Here is an 18,125-nt window from a genome sequence, read left to right as displayed (position 1 = left end):
AGGCCCTTGCAAGCGGAGACCGCCACGCTGCTCTCGACCGAACCCCCGATCGAGGAGCCTCCCGTGCCCCGAACCATCCGCGCCACCGTCGCCGCGGCCCTGCTCACCGGCCTGACCACGGCCGCCTGCGTCACCGCCACGCCCGCACCGGGCGCGTTCGCCGACGCCCCTGCCGTCCTGCCCGTCGGCGCCGCCCACTTCCTCGGTGGTTCCGCCGTGGAGTGGTCCGAGGACGCCGTCCGCGGCCCGGACGGCTCCTGGTACGCGATGCTCGGGCTCCAGGGCGGCAGCTTCCCGACCGACCCGGGTGGCTACCAGGGCCAGAACGACGCCGTCGTGGTCAAGCTGACGCCGGACCAGGACCAGGTGGTCTGGGCCAAGACGATCGGCGGCTCGGCCACCGACGAGGCCCGGGCGATCGCGATCGGGCCCGACGACGAGCTCGTCGTGGTGGGACGCACCTACTCGGGGGACTTCCCCACGTCCCCCGGCACCCTGAAGACGACCGGGGACGGGTCCGTCGACGGCTTCGTCGTGCGCCTGGACGCCGCGACGGGCGCGCTCGCGTGGTCGACCCGCCTCGGCGGTGCGGTCAAGGAGGAGCTGCTCGACGTCGCCGTCGGCCCCGACGGGCGGATCTGGATCGCCGGGGACACCTCGTCGCCCACCTTCCCCACGACGGCGGACGGCAACGGCCTCCTCAACGGCGCGACCGACGCGTTCCTCACCGCGATCCAGCCCGACGGCGCGTCGCTGAGCTACTCCACCCTGATCGGCGTCGGCGGGCACAACGAGGAGCTCTCGGCGCTCGCGTTCGGCCCGGGGGGCAGCCTCGTCGCCGCCGGGCACCTCACCACCTGGGCCCCGGGAGCACCCACGAGCTCGCTCGGCGTCGAGGACTCCAGCGACATCGCGGTCCTGCGCTACTCGCTCGCGAGCGGGACCGCACCGGTGCTCGAGCACGTGTCGTACGTCGGGGCCGGGGGCTACGACTACCTCGGCACGATCGCGGTCGCACCGGACGGATCGGTGCTCGTCGCGGGCTTCACCGGCAAGCCGGGGCTCCCCCTGGTGCACGCGGCGCAGGAGACCATCAGCGCCCTCGGGTCGGGGATGCTCATCAAGCTCACCCCCGACGGCGGGCAGCTGGCGTGGTCGACCTACTACGGCGGCACCGGATCCTGGCAGTACCCGCACTCGATCGCGTTCGACGCCTGGGGCGCGGCGTACGTCGCCGGGGAGACCAACGCCGCCGACATGCCGCAGGTGCACCCGATGCAGCCCGCGTACGGCGGCTCCAACGACGGCTACCTGCTCAAGCTCACGGCCGACGGTCGGGTGGCGTTCGCCAGCTACGTCGGCGGCACGGCCTACGACACCCTGACCGCGGTGTCCCTCGACGCCACCGGCGGACCCGTCCTCTCGGGCACCACCTACAGCAGCGCCGACTACCCCTCCAGCGCCCTGTCCGAGCCGGGCGGCAACGGCGACGCCGTGGTCACCCGCGTGGACCCGGTCGCCTCGACCACCGCGCCGGTCGGTCCGGGCACGCGGACCCGGGACGCGACCCCGACCTGGAGCTTCGCCGGCAACGTCGCCGGCGCCCACACCCAGTGCCGTCTCGACGCCGGCGCCTGGACCGCCTGCCGGCCCGGTGCGGCCGAGGCCACGACGTACACGTCGGTGAAGCTCCGGGACGGCAAGCACACGCTGGCCGTCCGTGCGCTGGACCGCCCGGGGCACCCGGGCCCGAGCACCGCCTCGACGCTCACCGTGGACCGGACCGCACCCCGGACCGCCATCGTGGTGCACCCGAAGCGGAGCACCACGGCAGCGAAGGCCCGGTTCCGCTTCGCGGCCGAGAAGGGCGCGACGTACACCTGCAAGGTCGACAAGCGGGCCTGGCGGAAGTGCGGCGCGAGCCTGACCGTGCGCGTGCAGGAGGGCAGGCACACGCTGCTGGTCCGGGCCGCCGACGACCTCGGCAACCGCGACGCGACCCCGGCGAGGTACGGCTGGCGTCGGCGCTGACCCGGCTCAGGCGAGCGCGGTCGGCAGGGTGTCCGTCCAGGCCGACCGCAGCTCGTCGAGCGGGATCTCGAACTGCCCGTCGATCGCCAGCGCGGAGCCGCCGGTGACGCCGAGTGCGGTGACCGGCACCCCGTGCGACGCCGCCAGCTCGACGAGCCGCTCGGCGTCGCCGTCGGCGACCGTCACCACCACCCGGGCCGCGGACTCGCTGAAGAGGCCGACGAACGCATCGCCCGGCACCGTCACCGTGACCCCGACGCCTTGGCGCAGGGCGCCCTCGGCGAGGGTCTGCACGAGGCCACCGTCGGACAGGTCGTGCGCGGAGCTCAGCAGGCCGACGCCGGCGTGCAGCAGCTCGGCGAGGGATCGCTCGGCCTCGAGGTCGACCACCGGCGGCAGTCCGCCGAGGTGGCCGTGGACGACGTGCGCCCACTCCGAGCCGGAGAGCTCCTCGCGGGTCTCGCCGAGCAGGAAGACCTGCTCGCCACCGGTCGCCCACGCCGACGGCGTACGACGGGTCACGTCCTCGATCACGCCGAGCACGGCGACCACTGGGGTGGGCAGGATCGGCGTCTCGCCGGTCTGGTTGTAGAGGCTGACGTTGCCGCCGGTGACCGGGATGCCGAGGGTCAGGCAGGCGTCCTTGAGACCGCGACAGGCCTCGGCGAACTGCCACATGACGGCCGGGTCCTCGGGCGAGCCGAAGTTCAGGCAGTCCGAGATCGCCAGCGGCACGGCGCCACCGGTCGCGACGTTGCGGTAGCTCTCGACGAGGGCCAGCTGGGCGCCGGCGTAGGGGTCGAGCTTGGCGAAGCGCCCGTTGCAGTCGGTGGAGACCGCGACGCCCAGGTTGGTCTCGGGGTCGACCCGGATCATGCCGCTGTCGCTGGGCTGCGCGAGCACGGTGTTGCCGCGCACGTAGCGGTCGTACTGGTCGGTGATCCAGGACTTGTCGCACAGGTTGGGGCTGGCGACCATCCGGAGCACGGTCTCGCGCAGCTCGGCGCCGGTGGTCGGTCGGGCCAGCGCCTCGGCGCCGTCGGCCTGGAGGTCGTCCTGCCAGTCGGGGCGGGCGAGCGGACGCTGGTAGGTCGGGCCGTCGTGCGCGACCGAGCGCGGCGGCACGTCGACGACGCGCTCGCCGTGCCAGTCGATCTGGAGCCGACCGGTGTCGGTGACCTCGCCGACCACGACGGCCTCGACGTCCCACTTGGCGCAGATCGCCATGAAGCCGGCGACGTCGTCGGGCTCGACGACCGCCATCATCCGCTCCTGCGACTCGCTCATCAGGATCTCCTCGGGCGCGAGCGTGGAGTCACGCAGCGGCACCCGGTCGAGCTCGACGTGCATGCCACCGTCACCGGCGGAGGCGAGCTCGGAGGTGGCGCAGGACAGGCCGGCCCCACCGAGGTCCTGGATGCCGGCGACCAGCCCGGCCGCGAAGATCTCGAGCGTGCACTCGATGAGCAGCTTCTCCATGAAGGGGTCGCCGACCTGCACGCTCGGCCGCTTGGCCGGGCCGTCGGCGTCGAAGGTCTCGGACGCCAGGACCGAGACGCCGCCGATGCCGTCGCCACCGGTGCGCGCGCCGTAGAGGATCACCTGGTTGCCGGCGCCGGACGCCTTGGCGAGGTGCAGGTCCTCGTGCCGGAGCACGCCGACGCAGAGCGCGTTGACGAGCGGGTTGCCGGCGTACGACGCGTCGAAGACGGCCTCGCCGCCGATGTTGGGCAGGCCGAGCATGTTGCCGTAGCCACCGACCCCCGCGACGATCCCGGGCAGCACCCGGTGGGTGTCGTCGGCGTCGAGCGGCCCGAAGCGCAGCGGGTCCATCACGGCGACCGGGCGGGCGCCCATCGCCAGGATGTCGCGGACGATGCCGCCGACGCCGGTCGCGGCGCCCTGGTAGGGCTCGACGTACGACGGGTGGTTGTGCGACTCGACCTTGAACGTCACGGCGTAGCCCTGGCCGATGTCGAGGACGCCGGCGTTCTCGCCGATGCCGGCCAGCATCTTGCCGACCGGCGTCGTCTGCGGGATCTCGCTGAACTGCTTCAGGTGCACCTTGGAGCTCTTGTAGGAGCAGTGCTCGCTCCACATCACGGAGTACATCGCGAGCTCGGAGCTGGTCGGTCGGCGGCCGAGGATCTCGCGGATCTCGGCGTACTCGTCCGGCTTCAGCCCCAGGTCGGCCCAGGGCTGCTCGCGCTGGGGGTCCTCGGTGGCGACGGTGACGGTGTCGAGATGGGCGATGCGGGTCTCTGGCACGGCGCCAATCTACCGGGGATGCCTGCCGTCAGCCGACTCGGACCACCCGGGTGGAGGTCGCCTGCGTGACGGGGTCGAACTGCTCCGGATCGAGGAGCGTGATCGACCCGTCCAGCCGCAGCCACCCGGCGTGGAACGGCACGGGCGACGACTTGAGCCACAGGGTGATCGGGTGGAGCACGCCGTCGCACGTCAGGTCGAGGTCCCGCGAGTCGCTGGCGATGCTCGGGAACTCACCCTGCCGGGCCGTGATGCTGAAGTCCTGCAGCACCCAGGGAGCGTCGCAGCGCGCCCGGAGCGTGACCTTGACGACCGCGTGCGGTCGCAGCTCGACCGTCGCGGGCAGCTCGATCTTGGCGGCCGGCCGCACGTAGATGGCGGCCGTCGTCGACACCGGCTGCGCGGCGCCGCCGCCGAGCGGCACGACCGAGGCGCGCACGGTCAGGGTCGCGGGGCCGGGCTCGAAGGCCTCGAGGCTGGTGACCCGCTGGCGGTGCCAGAGCCCGTCGCACGGGAACGGCTGCTCCTGCATCACCGGCGTGACCACGTCGCCCTGGCTGAACTCGGCGGTGAGCTCGGCGACCCGGTAGCCGGGCAGGCACCGCCCGCGGAGACCGGCGAGGATGGTGCCGCGCTGGCCCTCGTAGGCCTGCGCGTCGACGTGCAGCTCGGCCACCGCGCCGGCGTACGTCGTCAGCCGCACCGCACCGTCGGCCGGGAGCGGCACCGCGACCGCGGCCGTCAGTGCGAGTCCCAGCACGAACCACAGGGCTCTCGTCACACGAACTCACCTCCACCTGCTCCAGGCAGCGTGCGCCCACGGGCGGGGCGGTGGGTGGTACGGCGAGCAGGTTCCCCAGTTCGGGGGAGGTTCAGCGCAGCAGGCCGTCGGCGACGACCGCGAGCATCGGGCGTACGGCGTCCGCGTCCAGGTCGCCCTGGTCGGCCACGGTCGCGATGCCGCCCACCAGGCGGCAGACCTGGATCGTGTCGACCTCGTCGCGCAGGGCGCCGTCGGCACGCAGCCGGTCGATGATCCGGTCGTTGGCGGCGGTCAGCACCTGGCACTTGGTGGTGATCGGCGAGTCCGGGTTGCCGATCGCCGAGGTGATCTTGGCGGGGGCTCCCTTGTGCTGGCTGATCAGCGCGACGTACTCCTCGAACCAGTTGAGCAGCACCGCACGGTCGCCACCCTCGTGGGCGAGGGCCTTCTCGGTGGCCACGTCGACCTTGTCGACCCAGAACTTCAGGACGGCGTCGAGCAGGTTCTCCCGCGCGGGGAAGTGCCGGTAGAGGGTGCCGGGACCGACCCCGGCGCGCTTGGCGATCTCGTCGAGCGACGCGTCGTACCCCTGCTCGCGGAAGACCTCGCGCGCCACCTCCACGATGCGGTCGTAGTTGCGCTGGGCGTCGGCACGCACTTTTCTTCCTTCGACGGTTGCTAAACGGAGAGTGTCTCCGTATTGTGGTGGAGGAAGCGGAGTCACCCTCCGGATCAAGCGTACCTCGGCCCCCTCGGCCAGAACAGGACTTCCACCTCACATGTCCTCAGACACCGTCACCTCCCGGCCCACCGAGCTCCCGCCGAACGCGGGGCGCGCCGCCACCGGGATCGCCATCGTGCTGGTCGCCCAGCTCATGCTCGTGCTCGACGCCACCGTCGTGAACGTCGCACTGCCCCGCATCGACGCCGACCTCGGCTTCGGCCCGGCGTCGCTCTCCTGGGTCCTCAACGCCTACACCCTCGCCTTCGGCGGACTGCTGCTCCTCGGCGGTCGGCTGGGCGACGTGCTCGGCCGGCTCCGGATGTTCGAGATCGGCCTGGGCGTCTTCACCGTCGCCTCGCTGCTCGGCGGCCTCGCCCAGACCCCCGGCCAGCTGGTCGCGACCCGCGCCCTCCAGGGTGTCGGCGCCGCCATGGCCGCGCCCAGCGTGCTGGCCCTGCTCACCACCAGCGCACCGGACGAGGCCGCCCGCAACCGCGCCTTCGCGCTCTTCGGCGCCGTCTCCTCCGGCGGCGCGTCCATCGGGCTGATCCTCGGCGGCCTGCTGACCGACGTCGGCTCCTGGCGCTGGACCCTCTTCATCAACGTCCCCCTGGGCATCGCGGTCCTGCTGCTCGCGCGGCGGTTCGTCGACGAGACCGCGCGTCGCCCGGGACGCTTCGACCTCGTCGGCGCGGCCTCCGCGACCGGCGGCGCGGTCGTCCTCGTCTGGACGCTCATCGGCACGCCCGAGCACGGCTGGACCTCGGCCCGCACCATCGCCGGGTTCCTCGTCGGCCTGGCCCTGATCGCACTGCTGGCCCGCACCGAGGTGCGGCACCCGCACCCGATGATCCAGCCGCACCTGGTCCGCAACCGCAACCGGGTGGCCGCCCTCATCGTGATGGCGCTGGTGATCGGCGCGAACCTCTCGATGTTCTTCCTGGTCGTGCAGTACGTCCAGCGGGTCCTCGGCTTCGGGCCGCTCGAGTCGGGCTTCGCGTTCCTGCCGTTCAGCCTCGGCATCTTCGCGATGTCCCGGGTGACCCCGTGGCTGATCGGCCGCCTCGGCCCGCGCACGATGATGATGGTCGGCAGCGCGGCGCTCGCCGGCGCCTACGCCTGGCTCAGCACCATCGGCACCGGCGACACCTACGTCGGCGCCGTCTTCGGCCCGATGCTGATCGCGGGCCTGGCGACCGGCTTCGTCTTCATGCCGATCACCGCCACGGTCCTGTCCGGGGTCGAGCCCGAGCACGCCGGATCGGCGTCCGGCCTGCTGCAGACCACGCAGCAGCTCGGTGCCGCCGTCGGCGTCGCCGTGATCGTCTCGGTGTACGCCGCGGGCGCGGTGCCCGGCGAGTTCGTCCCCGGCGTCCGGGCGGCCTTCCTCGTGTCGGCGACCTTCTGCGCCCTCGCCCTGGTCGTCGCGACGCTCGTGCTGCGGCCCGCCCGGGCGGCGCAGGCCGCTGCCGAGCCGGAGCAGTCCGAGGCCCTGGCCGCCGACGCGGCCTGACCTCGGCCTCCGGGGCAAGCCACGGCCGGCTCTCGCTCAGGCGAGGGCCGGCCGTGCCGATGGTGGGAACTACAGATCTGTAGTTACCCGTGAACGCTGTGACTGGTGTGATTGCTGAGGTTATGGTGACGTGGCCTCGGTCGCCGGGGCAGCGCCTCTTCCTTCCCCTGGAGCCCCGCATGCCTCGCCACGCCGCCCTCGTCCGCACCCTCGGCCGGATCAGCGCCGGCGCCCTCGTGGCGGTCGTCGCGGTGGCAGGGCTGAGCGTCGTCGGCGCCAGCGAGGCCGCGACCCCGCTCGTCGCGAAGCAGGCCAGGGCCGCCAACGTCGCGACCCCCGGGAGCTTCACGGGCTTCGGCTTCGACCAGTGCCAGGCGCCGAGCCAGGCCGCGATGGACGTCTGGCTGGAGCGCTCGCCCTTCCTCGCCGTCGGCATCTACATCGACGGCGACTCCCGCGCGTGCCGCAAGCAGACCCACCTCGACGCGGCCTGGGTCAGCACGCAGCTGAGCAAGGGCTGGCGGCTGCTGCCGATCACGCTCGGCCCCCAGGCGTCCTGCCAGCCGCGGTTCCCGCGCTACAAGGACGACTTCCGGATCAGCGCCAAGCAGGACGCGGACAAGGGCTACGCGACCGCACTGCGGCAGGGCCGCACCCAGGCGAAGAAGTCCGTCGCCGCCGCCCGGGCGCTCGGCATCGCAGCGCGCAGCACGCTCTGGTACGACCTCGAGGGCTTCGACCACACCAACGTGAGGTGCCGTGACTCGGCGCTGACCTTCCTCAGCGGCTGGACCCGGCAGATCCGCGCACAGGGGTACCTGTCCGGGGTCTACTCGAGCGCCGGCTCCGGCATCCTGGCCCTCGACAACGCCCGGGTGAACCGGCCCAAGGCCTTCACCCAGCCCGACCAGATCTGGATCGCCCGCTGGGACGGGGTGGCCGACACGAGCACGTCGTACATCCGCGACGACGGCTGGCGCCCGCACGCGCGGGTGAAGCAGTACCAAGGCGGCCACGACGAGACCTGGGGCGGCGTGAAGATCAACATCGACCGCAACTTCCTCGACGTCGGCCGCGGCTCGGTCGCCGCGCCCGAGGCCACCTGCGGCGGCACCAAGGTGGCGACGTACGGCTTCACCCTGCTGCGCAAGCGGACCTCCACCAGGATGCCGGTCCCGCCCGCGAGCCAGGTCAAGGTCCTGCAGTGCCTGCTGAAGCGCAAGGGTCTCTACGCGGGGCGGCTGCACGGCCTCTTCGGCCCGAAGGTCATCGCCGCGGCCAACGCGTGGCAGCGAGCGCACGGCTCGACCGTGCAGGCGGCCTGGACCAGGCACGACTGGATGACGCTCTTCGGCTCCGGCAAGACCCCGGTGCTGAAGTACGGGTCGACCGGCACCGCCGTGCGCCACCTCCAGCGCGCCATCGGCGTCTCCGGCAAGGACGCCACGACCCGGGCCGTGCGGGCCACCGGCGTCTTCGACTGGAAGACCGACAAGGCGCTGCGCGCGTGGCAGAAGCGGGTCGGCGTCGCGGTCTCGGGCGTCGCGGGCAAGCAGACCTGGGCCGCGGTCCAGGCCGGCAGGTTCTAGCCGGCGGGCGGTCCCACCAGCAGAGCGATCCCGGTCAGGGCGGCGAGGGCCACCAGGCCGGCGACGACGCCCTGGACCGGGTTGCGCAGCAGCCAGGCGACGGGGCGGTCGAGGGTGCGCGACGGCTCGGTGGACGTGAGCCGCCAGGTGTCGGCGAGCACGCCGTGCCGCTCCGCGGACCGGTCGGCGAGGACGGTGACGAACGGCGGGATCGACGCGAGCAGCGTCAGCAGGGACCGGCGTCGCGACCAGCGCTGGTCGACCGAGACCAGCACCGTGGTCAGGCAGTAGGCGATGAAGACGACGCCGTGCACCATGCCGAAGACGCGGACGCCCAGCTCGGTGACGCCGGAGTACTTGAACACCATGCCGGTCAGCAGCAACGCCCAGGTGACCGCCTCGGCGATCGCGACGAGGCGGAAGGTCTTGAGGGGACTCATGCGAACGCTTGCTCCACGAGGCTGGTGAAGAACCCCAGGCCGTCGGTGCCGGCGCCGGTCAGGTCCTCGACGGCGTGCTCGGGGTGCGGCATCAGGCCGACCACGTTGCCGCGCTCGTTGCTGATCCCGGCGATGTCGCGCAGCGAGCCGTTGGGGTTGACGTCGAGGTAGCGGGCGACCACCCGACCCTCGCCCTCGAGCCGGTCGAGGGTGTCGACGTCGGCGACGAAGCCACCCTCGCCGTTCTTCAGGACGATCGTGATCTCGGCGCCCTCGTCGTACGACGAGGTCCACGCGGTGCTGGCGTTCTCGATGCGCAGGCGCTGGTCGCGGCAGACGAACTTGCGGTGGTCGTTGCGGATCAGCGCGCCGGGCAGCAGGTGTGACTCGCACAGGATCTGGAAGCCGTTGCAGATGCCGAGCACCGGCATGCCCCTGCCGGCCGCGTCGACGACCTCCGCCATGACCGGGGAGAACCGGGAGATCGCGCCGCAGCGCAGGTAGTCGCCGTACGAGAAGCCGCCCGGCAGCACGACGGCGTCGACGCCGCGGAGGTCGTGGTCGCCGTGCCAGAGCGGCACCGCGGTGTGACCACCGAGGGTGACGGCACGCTGCGCGTCGACCTCGTCGAGCGAGCCGGGGAAGGTGACGACGCCGATCTTCACCGGTCCGCCCCGGCGACCGGCTGCTCGACGCGGACGGTGAAGTTCTCGATCACGGGGTTGGAGAGCAAGGTCTCCGCCATCTGCTCGACCTCGGCGAGCACCGCCTCGGTGATCTCACCGGCGATCTCGAGCTCGAACCGCTTGCCCTGGCGGACGTCGGTCACTCCCTGGAAGCCCAGTCGCGGCAGCGCGCCGAGCACGGCCTTGCCCTGGGGGTCGAGGATCTCGGGCTTGGGCATCACGTCAACGACTACTCGCGGCACGCGGCCAGTCTACGAGGACCGCCCGACGGCGGGCACACTAGGACCATGAGCATGCCCGCAGGCCAGCCCGGTGCGAACGCACTCCGCCTCGAGTACCCCCAGTCCCTGGCGGTGTACGACGACTACGCGGCGGCCCAGAAGACGGTGGACTTCCTGTCCGACAACGAGTTCCCGGTCCAGCACCTGATGATCGTGGGGACCGACCTGAAGCGCGTCGAGCGGATCACCGGCCGGTTGACGACCGGCCGGGTCGCCCTCGGCGGCCTGCTCTCCGGGCTGTGGCTGGGTCTCTTCGTCGGGCTCATCTTCTCGTTCTTCGTCGACGAGGACGTCCTGGCGATGATCGTCTCGACCATCCTGCTCGGCGCGGTCTTCGGCGTGGTGTGGGCACTCCTCGGCTACGCCCTGACGAGAGGCCAGCGCGACTTCTCCTCGGTCACCCAGGTGGTCGCCACCCGCTACGAGGTGCTCGTCGAGCACAAGGTCGCCGGTCAGGCCCGCGAGCTGCTGACGACGCTGCCCGGCGCCCTGCCGAACCCCTTCGAGTAGCCCGGTTGGTTTACGCACCCGGAGCGACCGGGCAGTAGTCCCCCGACCAGCACCATCCGACTCGGGGGCCGGAATGACCGACATCGTCCCGCAGGACATCCGCGCGGCAGCGAACCAGATGGAGATCGCCGTCACCGCGGTCGACGCGAACGTGCCCACCGGCGTCGGCGACGTCGCCTCGGCCATGCCCGGCAGCACGAGCGCCGGCGCGGCCACCACCCTGGCCGACACCTGGCGCACGGCGTACCAGACCTGGGTGACCGCCAGCACGCAGCACGTCGCCTCGCTGCGGCAGCACGCGGACGACTGGGTCGCCACCGACCAGGCCCAGGCCGCGCGCATGGAGCGCCTGGCCCGCGGGGGCATGTGATGGTCACCATCGACCAGCTCAAGCAGTGGGACGCCGACCGGCTCGGCCGGGTCGCCGACGAGCTCCACGACCGGCGCAGCGCGCTCACCGACCTGGCCGACGAGGTCACCGCCGGCCGGCCGCCCAACTCGTGGGTGGGAGGCGCCTCGGTGTACGCCGAGCAGGACCACGACCGGCTGGCCAACCAGCTCACCGACCAGGTCGCCGAGCTCAACATGGTGATCTCGGCCATCGACACCGCGAGCGGCGCCGTCCGCGGCGCCCGGAGCATGCTCGACGACGCGCTGTCCCGGGCGAGCAGCAACGGCTGCACGGTGGCCGCCGACGGCTCGGTGCGCAGCACGCGCACCTTCGAGGACGACGACGAGCGCGACGACGCCCAGCAGGTCGTGGACGAGATCGCCCAGGCGGTCGGCGACGCCCTGACCAAGGCCTCGGATGCCGACGCCGACCTGGCCGCCACCCTGAGCTCGGCGAGCGGCGGGGACGTCGACGCCGCCGGCGACCTGGGCGACCAGACCCTGCCCGACGCCCTGCGCGACAAGACCCCGCAGGAGCAGGTCGACTACCTGCTCGACCACCCCGACCTGGCCACCGTGCTGATGCCGAGCCTGCCCGAGCCGCTGCGCGAGGAGCTCGGCAAGGGCCTCTCGGACCTGATCGACGGCCAGGTCAACGACGACGACTTCGACCTCGACCAGGAGCAGGTGGACCGCCTGTCCACCCTGCTCGACGCGTACGGCGGCGACCCGGTCGTGGCCTCCTCCCTCTACGAGGACCTGGGTGCCGACGGCACGGTGGCGACCCTCGGCGCCATCGAGAGCTACCTCTACGTCGGCGGGGGCGGCGACCCGGACAGGCTCCACGGGCTGGCCGACGACCTGCGCAACACGCTGGCGACCGCCGGACAGGACCCCGACTTCGACAACCGCACGTTCGGCGAGGACCTGGCGCGCTACGCGACGTACCAGACCGACGACGACCAGCGCGACGCCTTCGAGGACCGCTACCCCGGCTACAACGGCAACGGCGCCTCGATCCTCACCTACCTGATGCAGGACCACGGCCTGGACGGTGACCTGGTCGAGGGCACGGCCACCGAGCTCGACCGCTTCGAGCGCCAGCTCGGGCAGGACGGCGCCCAGGCCTGGTACAGCCACAGCGGCTACAGCGGCCTGACCACCGGCGACGACAACGGCGGCTGGTACGACGACCCGATGGCAGCGGCCCTGGGCAACCTCGGCGACCACCCGGAGAACGGCTACCACTTCCTCACCGAGGACCCGAGCCGTCAGGACTACTACTTCCACGACCGCAGCTGGGAGGCCGACGGCTTCGCCGGCATCACCCAGCTCGGCGACGGCATCGGGACCGATCCCGACCTGATCGCCGACCACCCGCGGGAGACCTCCGAGCTCGTCTCGCGCTTCTTCCACGGCATCGCGACCAACGAGTCGTTCAGCGTCGACAACGCCGAGGCCGGGTCGCCGCACCTCGCCGACCTGATGAAGCACTACACGCCGGCGGTCGACGAGGCGCTGCGCAACGAGGGCGAGAGCCAGGTCGGCGACCACCGGTTCTCGAAGGAGTACTTCGGCTCCTTCGACCACTACCCGACCGTGATCCACGGCGACCTCCAGGACCTGATGAAGGTCGCGGTGAGCACCGACGAGGGCTCGACCAGCATCGCCGAGGGCATCGGCGCCTACAACCAGACCCAGGTCAACAACGTCGCCGTGGAGCTCGCGAAGGACCCCGGCGACCCGCAGACCATCAACGAGCTGCGCGACACCCTCCAGCGCACGGCCGGGCTGCAGGGCTTCGCCGAGCACGCGGTCGGGGACGTCGAGATCGACGTGGCCAAGGACCACGACGCCCGCGTCGCGGCCTTCTCCGACCTGGTCGGCGACGCCGCCGGCCTGGTGCCGCTGCCCGGCGCCGGCATCGCCGGCGACGTGATCAGCACCGCGTTCGACCACGGGGTCGACCTCGGCACCGGTGCCCTGACCGACGCCTACGGCAACCACACCGATGCCGCCGAGGCCAACGCCGAGACCCGGGCCGGGATCGGCGCGACCCAGATGAAGGTCAACGCCTACCTCACGCTGGCCGAGGCCGGGGTGATCCCCGAGGCCGACATCCCGGACGTCTGGTACGACGACAACCACCAGCTGCTGTCCGCCAGCGAGATCCCGCCGCAGGACCTCTCGTCGTACGGGCAGAGCGCGGGCGACGGGCTCAACAACTTCGCCACCAACTACGACCTCGAGGGCGCCTACAAGAACGAGTTCATCACCTACTACGGGTCCGATGACTAGGCGCGCGCGCGTCCTGCTGGCCCTCGCCGTCGTGGCGGCGGTCGCGTCGGGGTGCTCGGACGACGAGGCGACCCCGCTGAGCGACGACCAGCTGCCGAGCGACGTCGTGTCCAGCGCCACCGACGACGCCGGCATCCCGACGACCAGCTCCTGCGAGGCCGTCAACCGGGCGCAGGAGAAGGTCATGGTCACGGCCGCGCCCCACCACGGCTACCGCTACTGGACCTACCAGCTCGACGACGGATCCTTCGTCGGCGTCTCGGTGATGCAGCCGACCTACCCCTACGAGGACCCCTCGGCGGCCCTGGCCCTGGTCTCGGACGCCGTCGCGGAGTGCGCCGACCAGGACGCCGACGGCGGCGTCGCGGCGCTGGACGACGTGCCGGACGGCGCCGTCGGCTTCCGCTCGACCACGACGGACAGCAACGGCACCCGGGAGGGCACCACGCTGCTCGCCCCGGCCGGCGAGGACCGCATCGTCACGGTCACGACGTCGTACGACGCCGGCACGGAGCCGTCGGTCGACGCGGCCGCGCTGCTCGCGGACGCCCGCGACCGTGCGGGCGACCTCGACCTCGACCTCAGCTGAGCTCGCGCTTGAGGATCTTGCCGGTCGACGTCATCGGGAGGGCGTCGACGAACTCGACGATGCGCGGGTACTTGTAGCCCGCCATCTCCTCCTTGGCCCACGCGACGATCTCGGCCTCGGTGACCTCGGCGCCGGCGTTGAGGATCAGCACCGCCTTGATCTCCTCGCCGTGGCTGTCGTGCGGGACCCCGATCACCGCCGCCAGCGAGACCGCCGGGTGGGTCATCAGGAGCTCCTCGATCTCGCGGGGGTACACGTTGAAGCCGCCGCGGATGATCATGTCCTTGGACCGGTCGACGATGTAGTACCAGCCGTCCTCGTCGCGACGTCCCAGGTCGCCGGAGCGGAACCAGCCGTCGTGGATGACCTCGGCGGTGGCCTCGGGCCGGTTGTAGTAGCCCTTCATGATGTTGTGGCCCTTGATCGCGATCTCGCCGATCTCGTCGGGCCCCTCGGGCACCGTCTCCCAGCTGTCGGGGCGCAGCAGCTCCATCTCGACGCCGGGGATCGGCAGGCCGATGGAGCCGACGCGCACCGGCTCGCCGTACTTGGAGAACGACGCGACCGGGGACGTCTCCGAGAGCCCGTAGCCCTCGAGGATGGTGACGCCGAACTTCTTCTCGAAGTCCTTGTGCACCTCGACCGGCAGCGCCGAGCCGCCGGCTGCGGCGACCCGCAGGTTGGCGGCCAGCGCCTTCACGTCGACGGAGTCGTCGAGCGCGCCGAGCAGGCCCCAGTACATCGTGGGCACGCCGGCGAAGAACGTCACCTGCTCCCTGGCCATCAGGGCGAGGGCGGCGTGGGCCTCGAAGCGCGGCAGCATCACGACGGTCCCGCCGTACGCGAAGGCACCGTTCTGGATCACCGTCTGGCCGAACGAGTGGAAGAGCGGCAGCACGCAGAGGTACGTGTCGGGGTGCTCTGCGTCGGCGCCGAACAGCGCGGCACCGGACAGCGCGTTGTCGCGCATGTTGCGGTGCCGCAGCTCCGCACCCTTCGGCTGACCCGTGGTGCCGGACGTGTAGAGGATGACGGCCGTGTCATCCTCGTCGGTGGCGACGGTGTCGAAGGTCGCGGGCTGCCCGCCCATCGCCTGGGCCATCGTCTCGACGCCCTCGATCGGCGAGACGCCGTCCAGCGCGCCGGTGATGACGAAGAAGTGCTCGCAGCCGTCGGCCTGCTCGAAGCCGGCGTGCCCGGCCTCGGCCATCGCTAGCTCCGGGGTGCCCTCGAAGCAGAAGTAGGCCTTCGCGTCGGAGTCGCCGAGGTGGTAGGCGACCTCGCGTCCCTTCAGGAGCACGTTGAGCGGGACGACGGCGGCGCCGGCCTTGAGGATGCCGAAGTAGACGACGGTGAAGTACGGCAGGTTCGGGCAGCTCAGCGCGACCTTGTCGCCGGGCCGGATGCCCCGCGCGACCAGCAGGTTGGCCACCATGTTGGAGAAGGAGTCGAGCTGCGCGTAGGTGAGTCGGCTCTCGCCCAGCACGACCGCCGTGCGGTCGGGGTAGGTCGCGGCGCTGTCCTCGAGCAGGGTCGACAGGTTGTACGTCGTCATGGCGTCAACCTACCGGCAGCGTGGCGCAGGTCACCCCGGACGGCGTACGGCGCCGCCAGCCCCAGCACCCGGGCGACCGGTCCCAGGACCCCCCGGCCCCGCAGCACCATCGTCGGCTCGACGTCGCAGCCGGTCGGCGTCGCGGTGAAGACCAGCGTCAGCGTCGCCGAGATCCCGCGCCAGGTGCCGGTCTCGGTCCAGCGGTGCGGCCGGTCCAGCTCGGTGGTCCGCATGTCCGGACGCAGTCCGGGCTTCGTCACGTCGACCCACGTCTGGCCGACCCGTGGCTCGCCGTCGACGTCCTCGACGCGCGCCAGGCTGGACTGCCAGTCGGCGCGGTGGTGCGGGTCCGCCAGGTAGTCGAACGCCACCTCCGGCGGCACCGGGAAGGAGATCTTCAGAACACTTCTCCCGTCAGGAGCTCGTACGCCTCGACGTAGCGGCTGCGGGTGCGCTCGACGACCTCGGGTGGCAGCGGCGGTGGGGCCTCCCCGGACGCGCGGTCCCAGCCGGACTCTCGGGAGAGCGCCCAGTTGCGCACGATCTGCTTGTCGTACGACGGCTGGGTCCGTCCGGGACGCCACTCGGCGGCCGGCCAGAACCGCGACGAGTCGGGCGTCAGCACCTCGTCCCCGAGCACGGTCGTGCCGTCGGGACGGGCGCCGAACTCGAGCTTGGTGTCGGCCAGGATGATGCCGCGCTCGCGGGCGACCTGCTCGGCACGCCCGTAGACCGCGATCGTGAGCTCGCGCAGCTCGGCGGCGCGCTCGGCGCCGATGGTGAGCGCGACGGCGTCGTACGACACGTTCTCGTCGTGGTCGCCGAGCTCGGCCTTGGTGGCGGGCGTGAAGATCGGCGCCGGCAGGCGGCTGCCGTCCTCGAGACCGGCGGGCAGCGCGACGCCGCAGACGCTGTGGTCGGGGCCGGTGGCGCGGTAGTCGACCAGGCCGGAGCCGGTCAGGTAGCCGCGGGCCACGCACTCGACGGGATACATCGCGAGCCGTTCGCAGACCACCGCACGACCGCGTACGGCGTCCGGGACGTCGGTGCTGATGACGTGGTTGGGCGCCAGGTCGGCGAGCTGGTCGAACCACCACAGCGACATCCGGGTGAGGATCTCGCCCTTGTCCGGGATGGTCGTGTCGAGCACGAAGTCGAAGATCGAGATCCGGTCGCTCGCGACCATCAGGAGCTCGCCGCCGGGGAGCTCGTAGAGGTCGCGGACCTTGCCGGAGTGGAGGTGCTGGGCGCCGTCGATGGCGGGCGCGTCGGGGATGTTCAGGTCTGCCACGTGCTCACCCTAGGAGACGGCCTGTTCAGTGTTTCCGTACTCGGTTACTTTTGTTTGCGTCGCTGATCCGCAGAGCGAGGGAATCATGATCCGACCACCCCAGCCCGACTTCCTGATCATCGGTGCCCCCAAGGCCGGCACGACGGCCCTGCACGCGGCGCTCTCGCAGCACCCCGAGGTGTTCGTGACCCGGCCGAAGGAGCCGAAGTACTGGCTCTGCGACGGCGCCCCTCCCCCCGCCTGGCGCGGCCCCGGCGACGCGCACTCGCAGCAGGAGTGGATCTGGCGGCACGACGAGTACTCGGCCCTCTTCGACCACGCCCGGCCGGACGCGGTGCGCGGCGAGAGCACGCCCTTCTACCTGTGGAGCCGGGGCGCCCACCGGCGGATCGCCGAGGCGCTGCCCGAGGTCCGTCTGATCGCCGTCGTGCGCGACCCCGTCGACCGCGCCTACTCCAACTGGATGCACCTGTGGTGCGACGGCCTCGAGCCGGTCGCCGACTTCGAGACCGCGTTCAACCGGCAGGACGACCGGGTGCGCGCCGGGTGGGCGCCGTTCTGGCGCTACCGCGAGCTCGGGATGTACGGCGAGCAGCTCGCCCACCTGCAGCAGTACGTCGATCCGGAGCGGATCCTGGTCCTGCGCTACCGCGACATCGTCGACGACCCGCCGGCTGCGGTCGACCGGGCGAGCCGCTTCCTCGGCATCAGCACCGGCCGGGTCGCGACCATCCCGCGCGACAACGCCCGCAGCTACGTGGAGCCCGGCTGGCGACCGTCGCTGTGGGGCCCGGTGATCCGGGCCGGGGCCCGGCTCGGTCAGCACGCCGCGCCGGAGGTCTGGCGGCGGGCGAGCGCGCCGCTAGTGGCCCGGCTGCAGACCGGCGAGTCGGTCCCGCGCCCGCGGCTCTCGCCGGAGCAGCGCGCCCGGCTGGTGCCCGCCTTCGCCGACGACGTCGACCTGCTCTCCGAGCTCTCCGGTCAGGACTTCTCGGACTGGCTCTCCCACGAGCCGAAGGGGTCGTTCGACGAGCGACGCAAGCCGGCGTAGGGCCGGGGGCCGTCTGTGGGCTGCGGGGGTTTCGAGGCTCAGGCCTGGCGGCCGTCACACCTCAACCACCGGACACGACGTACGACGACACCGGTGGTCGAGCAGCGAAGGCGCCCTGGCGCCTGAGCGTCGTCGAGACCCCCGCA

The 18,125-nt window shown here is 72.0% G+C and carries 17 protein-coding genes; 8 read left to right on the top strand and 9 right to left on the bottom strand.

Annotated elements, in window-relative coordinates; all coding sequences use genetic code 11:
- Positions 1 to 63: 63 nt before the first annotated feature.
- Positions 64 to 2,031, top strand: coding sequence for a hypothetical protein (locus N542_RS0111500; protein ID WP_155992994.1), 1,968 nt, complete (start codon positions 64 to 66; stop codon positions 2,029 to 2,031).
- A 6-nt stretch (positions 2,032 to 2,037) separates the two neighbouring features.
- On the opposite strand, the gene purL is transcribed toward N542_RS0111500, so the two are convergent.
- The 3 genes from purL to N542_RS0111485 all read right to left on the bottom strand — a co-directional run bounded on the left by purL (position 2,038) and on the right by N542_RS0111485 (position 5,720).
- Positions 2,038 to 4,299, bottom strand: a complete 2,262-nt coding sequence (gene purL / locus N542_RS0111495; protein ID WP_028644038.1) for a phosphoribosylformylglycinamidine synthase subunit PurL — start codon at positions 4,297 to 4,299, stop codon at positions 2,038 to 2,040.
- Positions 4,300 to 4,327: 28 nt separating this feature from the next.
- Positions 4,328 to 5,080 carry a hypothetical protein gene (locus N542_RS0111490; RefSeq protein WP_028644037.1) on the bottom strand — a complete coding sequence of 251 codons (753 nt, stop codon included), beginning with the start codon at positions 5,078 to 5,080 and terminating at the stop codon, positions 4,328 to 4,330.
- A gap of 91 nt (positions 5,081 to 5,171) precedes the next feature.
- Positions 5,172 to 5,720, bottom strand: coding sequence for a TetR/AcrR family transcriptional regulator (locus N542_RS0111485; protein WP_028644036.1), 549 nt, complete (start codon positions 5,718 to 5,720; stop codon positions 5,172 to 5,174).
- Positions 5,721 to 5,841: 121 nt separating this feature from the next.
- On the opposite strand from N542_RS0111485, the gene N542_RS0111480 reads away from it, so the two are divergent.
- Together N542_RS0111480 and N542_RS26640 are read left to right on the top strand one after the other, a co-directional pair.
- On the top strand, positions 5,842 to 7,299 hold the full coding sequence (locus N542_RS0111480) for an MFS transporter (RefSeq protein ID WP_028644035.1): 1,458 nt from the start codon (positions 5,842 to 5,844) through the stop codon (positions 7,297 to 7,299).
- Positions 7,300 to 7,478: 179 nt separating this feature from the next.
- Positions 7,479 to 8,888: a glycoside hydrolase domain-containing protein gene (locus tag N542_RS26640; RefSeq protein WP_051551619.1), complete on the top strand. Its 1,410-nt coding sequence runs from the start codon at positions 7,479 to 7,481 to the stop codon at positions 8,886 to 8,888.
- On the opposite strand, the gene N542_RS0111470 is transcribed toward N542_RS26640, so the two are convergent.
- From N542_RS0111470 to purS, 3 genes are read right to left on the bottom strand one after another with little or no spacing between them, the layout of a single operon-like run.
- Positions 8,885 to 9,328 (bottom strand): DUF3817 domain-containing protein, encoded by a 444-nt coding sequence (locus N542_RS0111470; RefSeq protein ID WP_028644034.1) that lies wholly within the window; start codon positions 9,326 to 9,328, stop codon positions 8,885 to 8,887. The two genes, N542_RS26640 and N542_RS0111470, sit on opposite strands and share 4 nt — an antisense overlap.
- Positions 9,325 to 9,993 carry a phosphoribosylformylglycinamidine synthase subunit PurQ gene (gene purQ / locus N542_RS0111465; RefSeq protein ID WP_028644033.1) on the bottom strand — a complete coding sequence of 223 codons (669 nt, stop codon included), beginning with the start codon at positions 9,991 to 9,993 and terminating at the stop codon, positions 9,325 to 9,327. The genes N542_RS0111470 and purQ overlap by 4 nt, the downstream gene beginning before the upstream one ends.
- Positions 9,990 to 10,256, bottom strand: coding sequence for a phosphoribosylformylglycinamidine synthase subunit PurS (gene purS / locus N542_RS0111460; RefSeq protein ID WP_028644032.1), 267 nt, complete (start codon positions 10,254 to 10,256; stop codon positions 9,990 to 9,992). The genes purQ and purS overlap by 4 nt, the downstream gene beginning before the upstream one ends.
- Before the next feature lie 45 nt (positions 10,257 to 10,301).
- On the opposite strand from purS, the gene N542_RS0111455 reads away from it, so the two are divergent.
- The 4 genes from N542_RS0111455 to N542_RS0111440 all read left to right on the top strand — a co-directional run bounded on the left by N542_RS0111455 (position 10,302) and on the right by N542_RS0111440 (position 14,082).
- Positions 10,302 to 10,805 (top strand): general stress protein, encoded by a 504-nt coding sequence (locus tag N542_RS0111455; RefSeq protein ID WP_028644031.1) that lies wholly within the window; start codon positions 10,302 to 10,304, stop codon positions 10,803 to 10,805.
- 73 nt (positions 10,806 to 10,878) lie between these two features.
- A complete protein-coding gene (locus N542_RS0111450; protein WP_028644030.1) occupies positions 10,879 to 11,175 on the top strand; it encodes a hypothetical protein in 297 nt (98 codons plus the stop codon).
- Positions 11,175 to 13,493 carry a DUF6571 family protein gene (locus N542_RS0111445; protein WP_028644029.1) on the top strand — a complete coding sequence of 773 codons (2,319 nt, stop codon included), beginning with the start codon at positions 11,175 to 11,177 and terminating at the stop codon, positions 13,491 to 13,493. The genes N542_RS0111450 and N542_RS0111445 overlap by 1 nt, the downstream gene beginning before the upstream one ends.
- Positions 13,486 to 14,082: a hypothetical protein gene (locus N542_RS0111440; protein ID WP_028644028.1), complete on the top strand. Its 597-nt coding sequence runs from the start codon at positions 13,486 to 13,488 to the stop codon at positions 14,080 to 14,082. The genes N542_RS0111445 and N542_RS0111440 overlap by 8 nt, the downstream gene beginning before the upstream one ends.
- Here N542_RS0111440 and N542_RS0111435 read toward each other — a convergent pair.
- Genes N542_RS0111435 through N542_RS0111425 form a run of 3 tightly spaced genes read right to left on the bottom strand, consistent with a single transcriptional unit; the run spans position 14,075 to position 16,928 of the window.
- Positions 14,075 to 15,637 carry a long-chain-fatty-acid--CoA ligase gene (locus N542_RS0111435; RefSeq protein ID WP_028644027.1) on the bottom strand — a complete coding sequence of 521 codons (1,563 nt, stop codon included), beginning with the start codon at positions 15,635 to 15,637 and terminating at the stop codon, positions 14,075 to 14,077. The genes N542_RS0111440 and N542_RS0111435 overlap by 8 nt on opposite strands.
- Complete coding sequence (locus N542_RS24525) at positions 15,634 to 16,032, bottom strand: SRPBCC family protein (protein WP_269319770.1); 399 nt, start codon at positions 16,030 to 16,032, stop codon at positions 15,634 to 15,636. Before N542_RS24525 ends, N542_RS0111435 begins: the two co-directional genes overlap by 4 nt.
- 2 nt (positions 16,033 to 16,034) lie before the next feature.
- A complete protein-coding gene (locus N542_RS0111425) occupies positions 16,035 to 16,928 on the bottom strand; it encodes a phosphoribosylaminoimidazolesuccinocarboxamide synthase (protein WP_028644026.1) in 894 nt (297 codons plus the stop codon).
- A gap of 85 nt (positions 16,929 to 17,013) precedes the next feature.
- On the opposite strand from N542_RS0111425, the gene N542_RS0111420 reads away from it, so the two are divergent.
- Entirely contained in the window at positions 17,014 to 17,979 is a 966-nt protein-coding gene (locus N542_RS0111420) for a sulfotransferase family protein (RefSeq protein ID WP_036507356.1), read from the top strand.
- Positions 17,980 to 18,125 lie beyond the last annotated feature (146 nt).

This window comes from Nocardioides sp. URHA0020 (assembly GCF_000620705.1).
Classification (GTDB): domain Bacteria; phylum Actinomycetota; class Actinomycetes; order Propionibacteriales; family Nocardioidaceae; genus Nocardioides.
The sequence above is the reverse complement of the archived record's forward strand: the minus strand, read 5'-3'. Positions and strand labels throughout refer to the sequence as shown.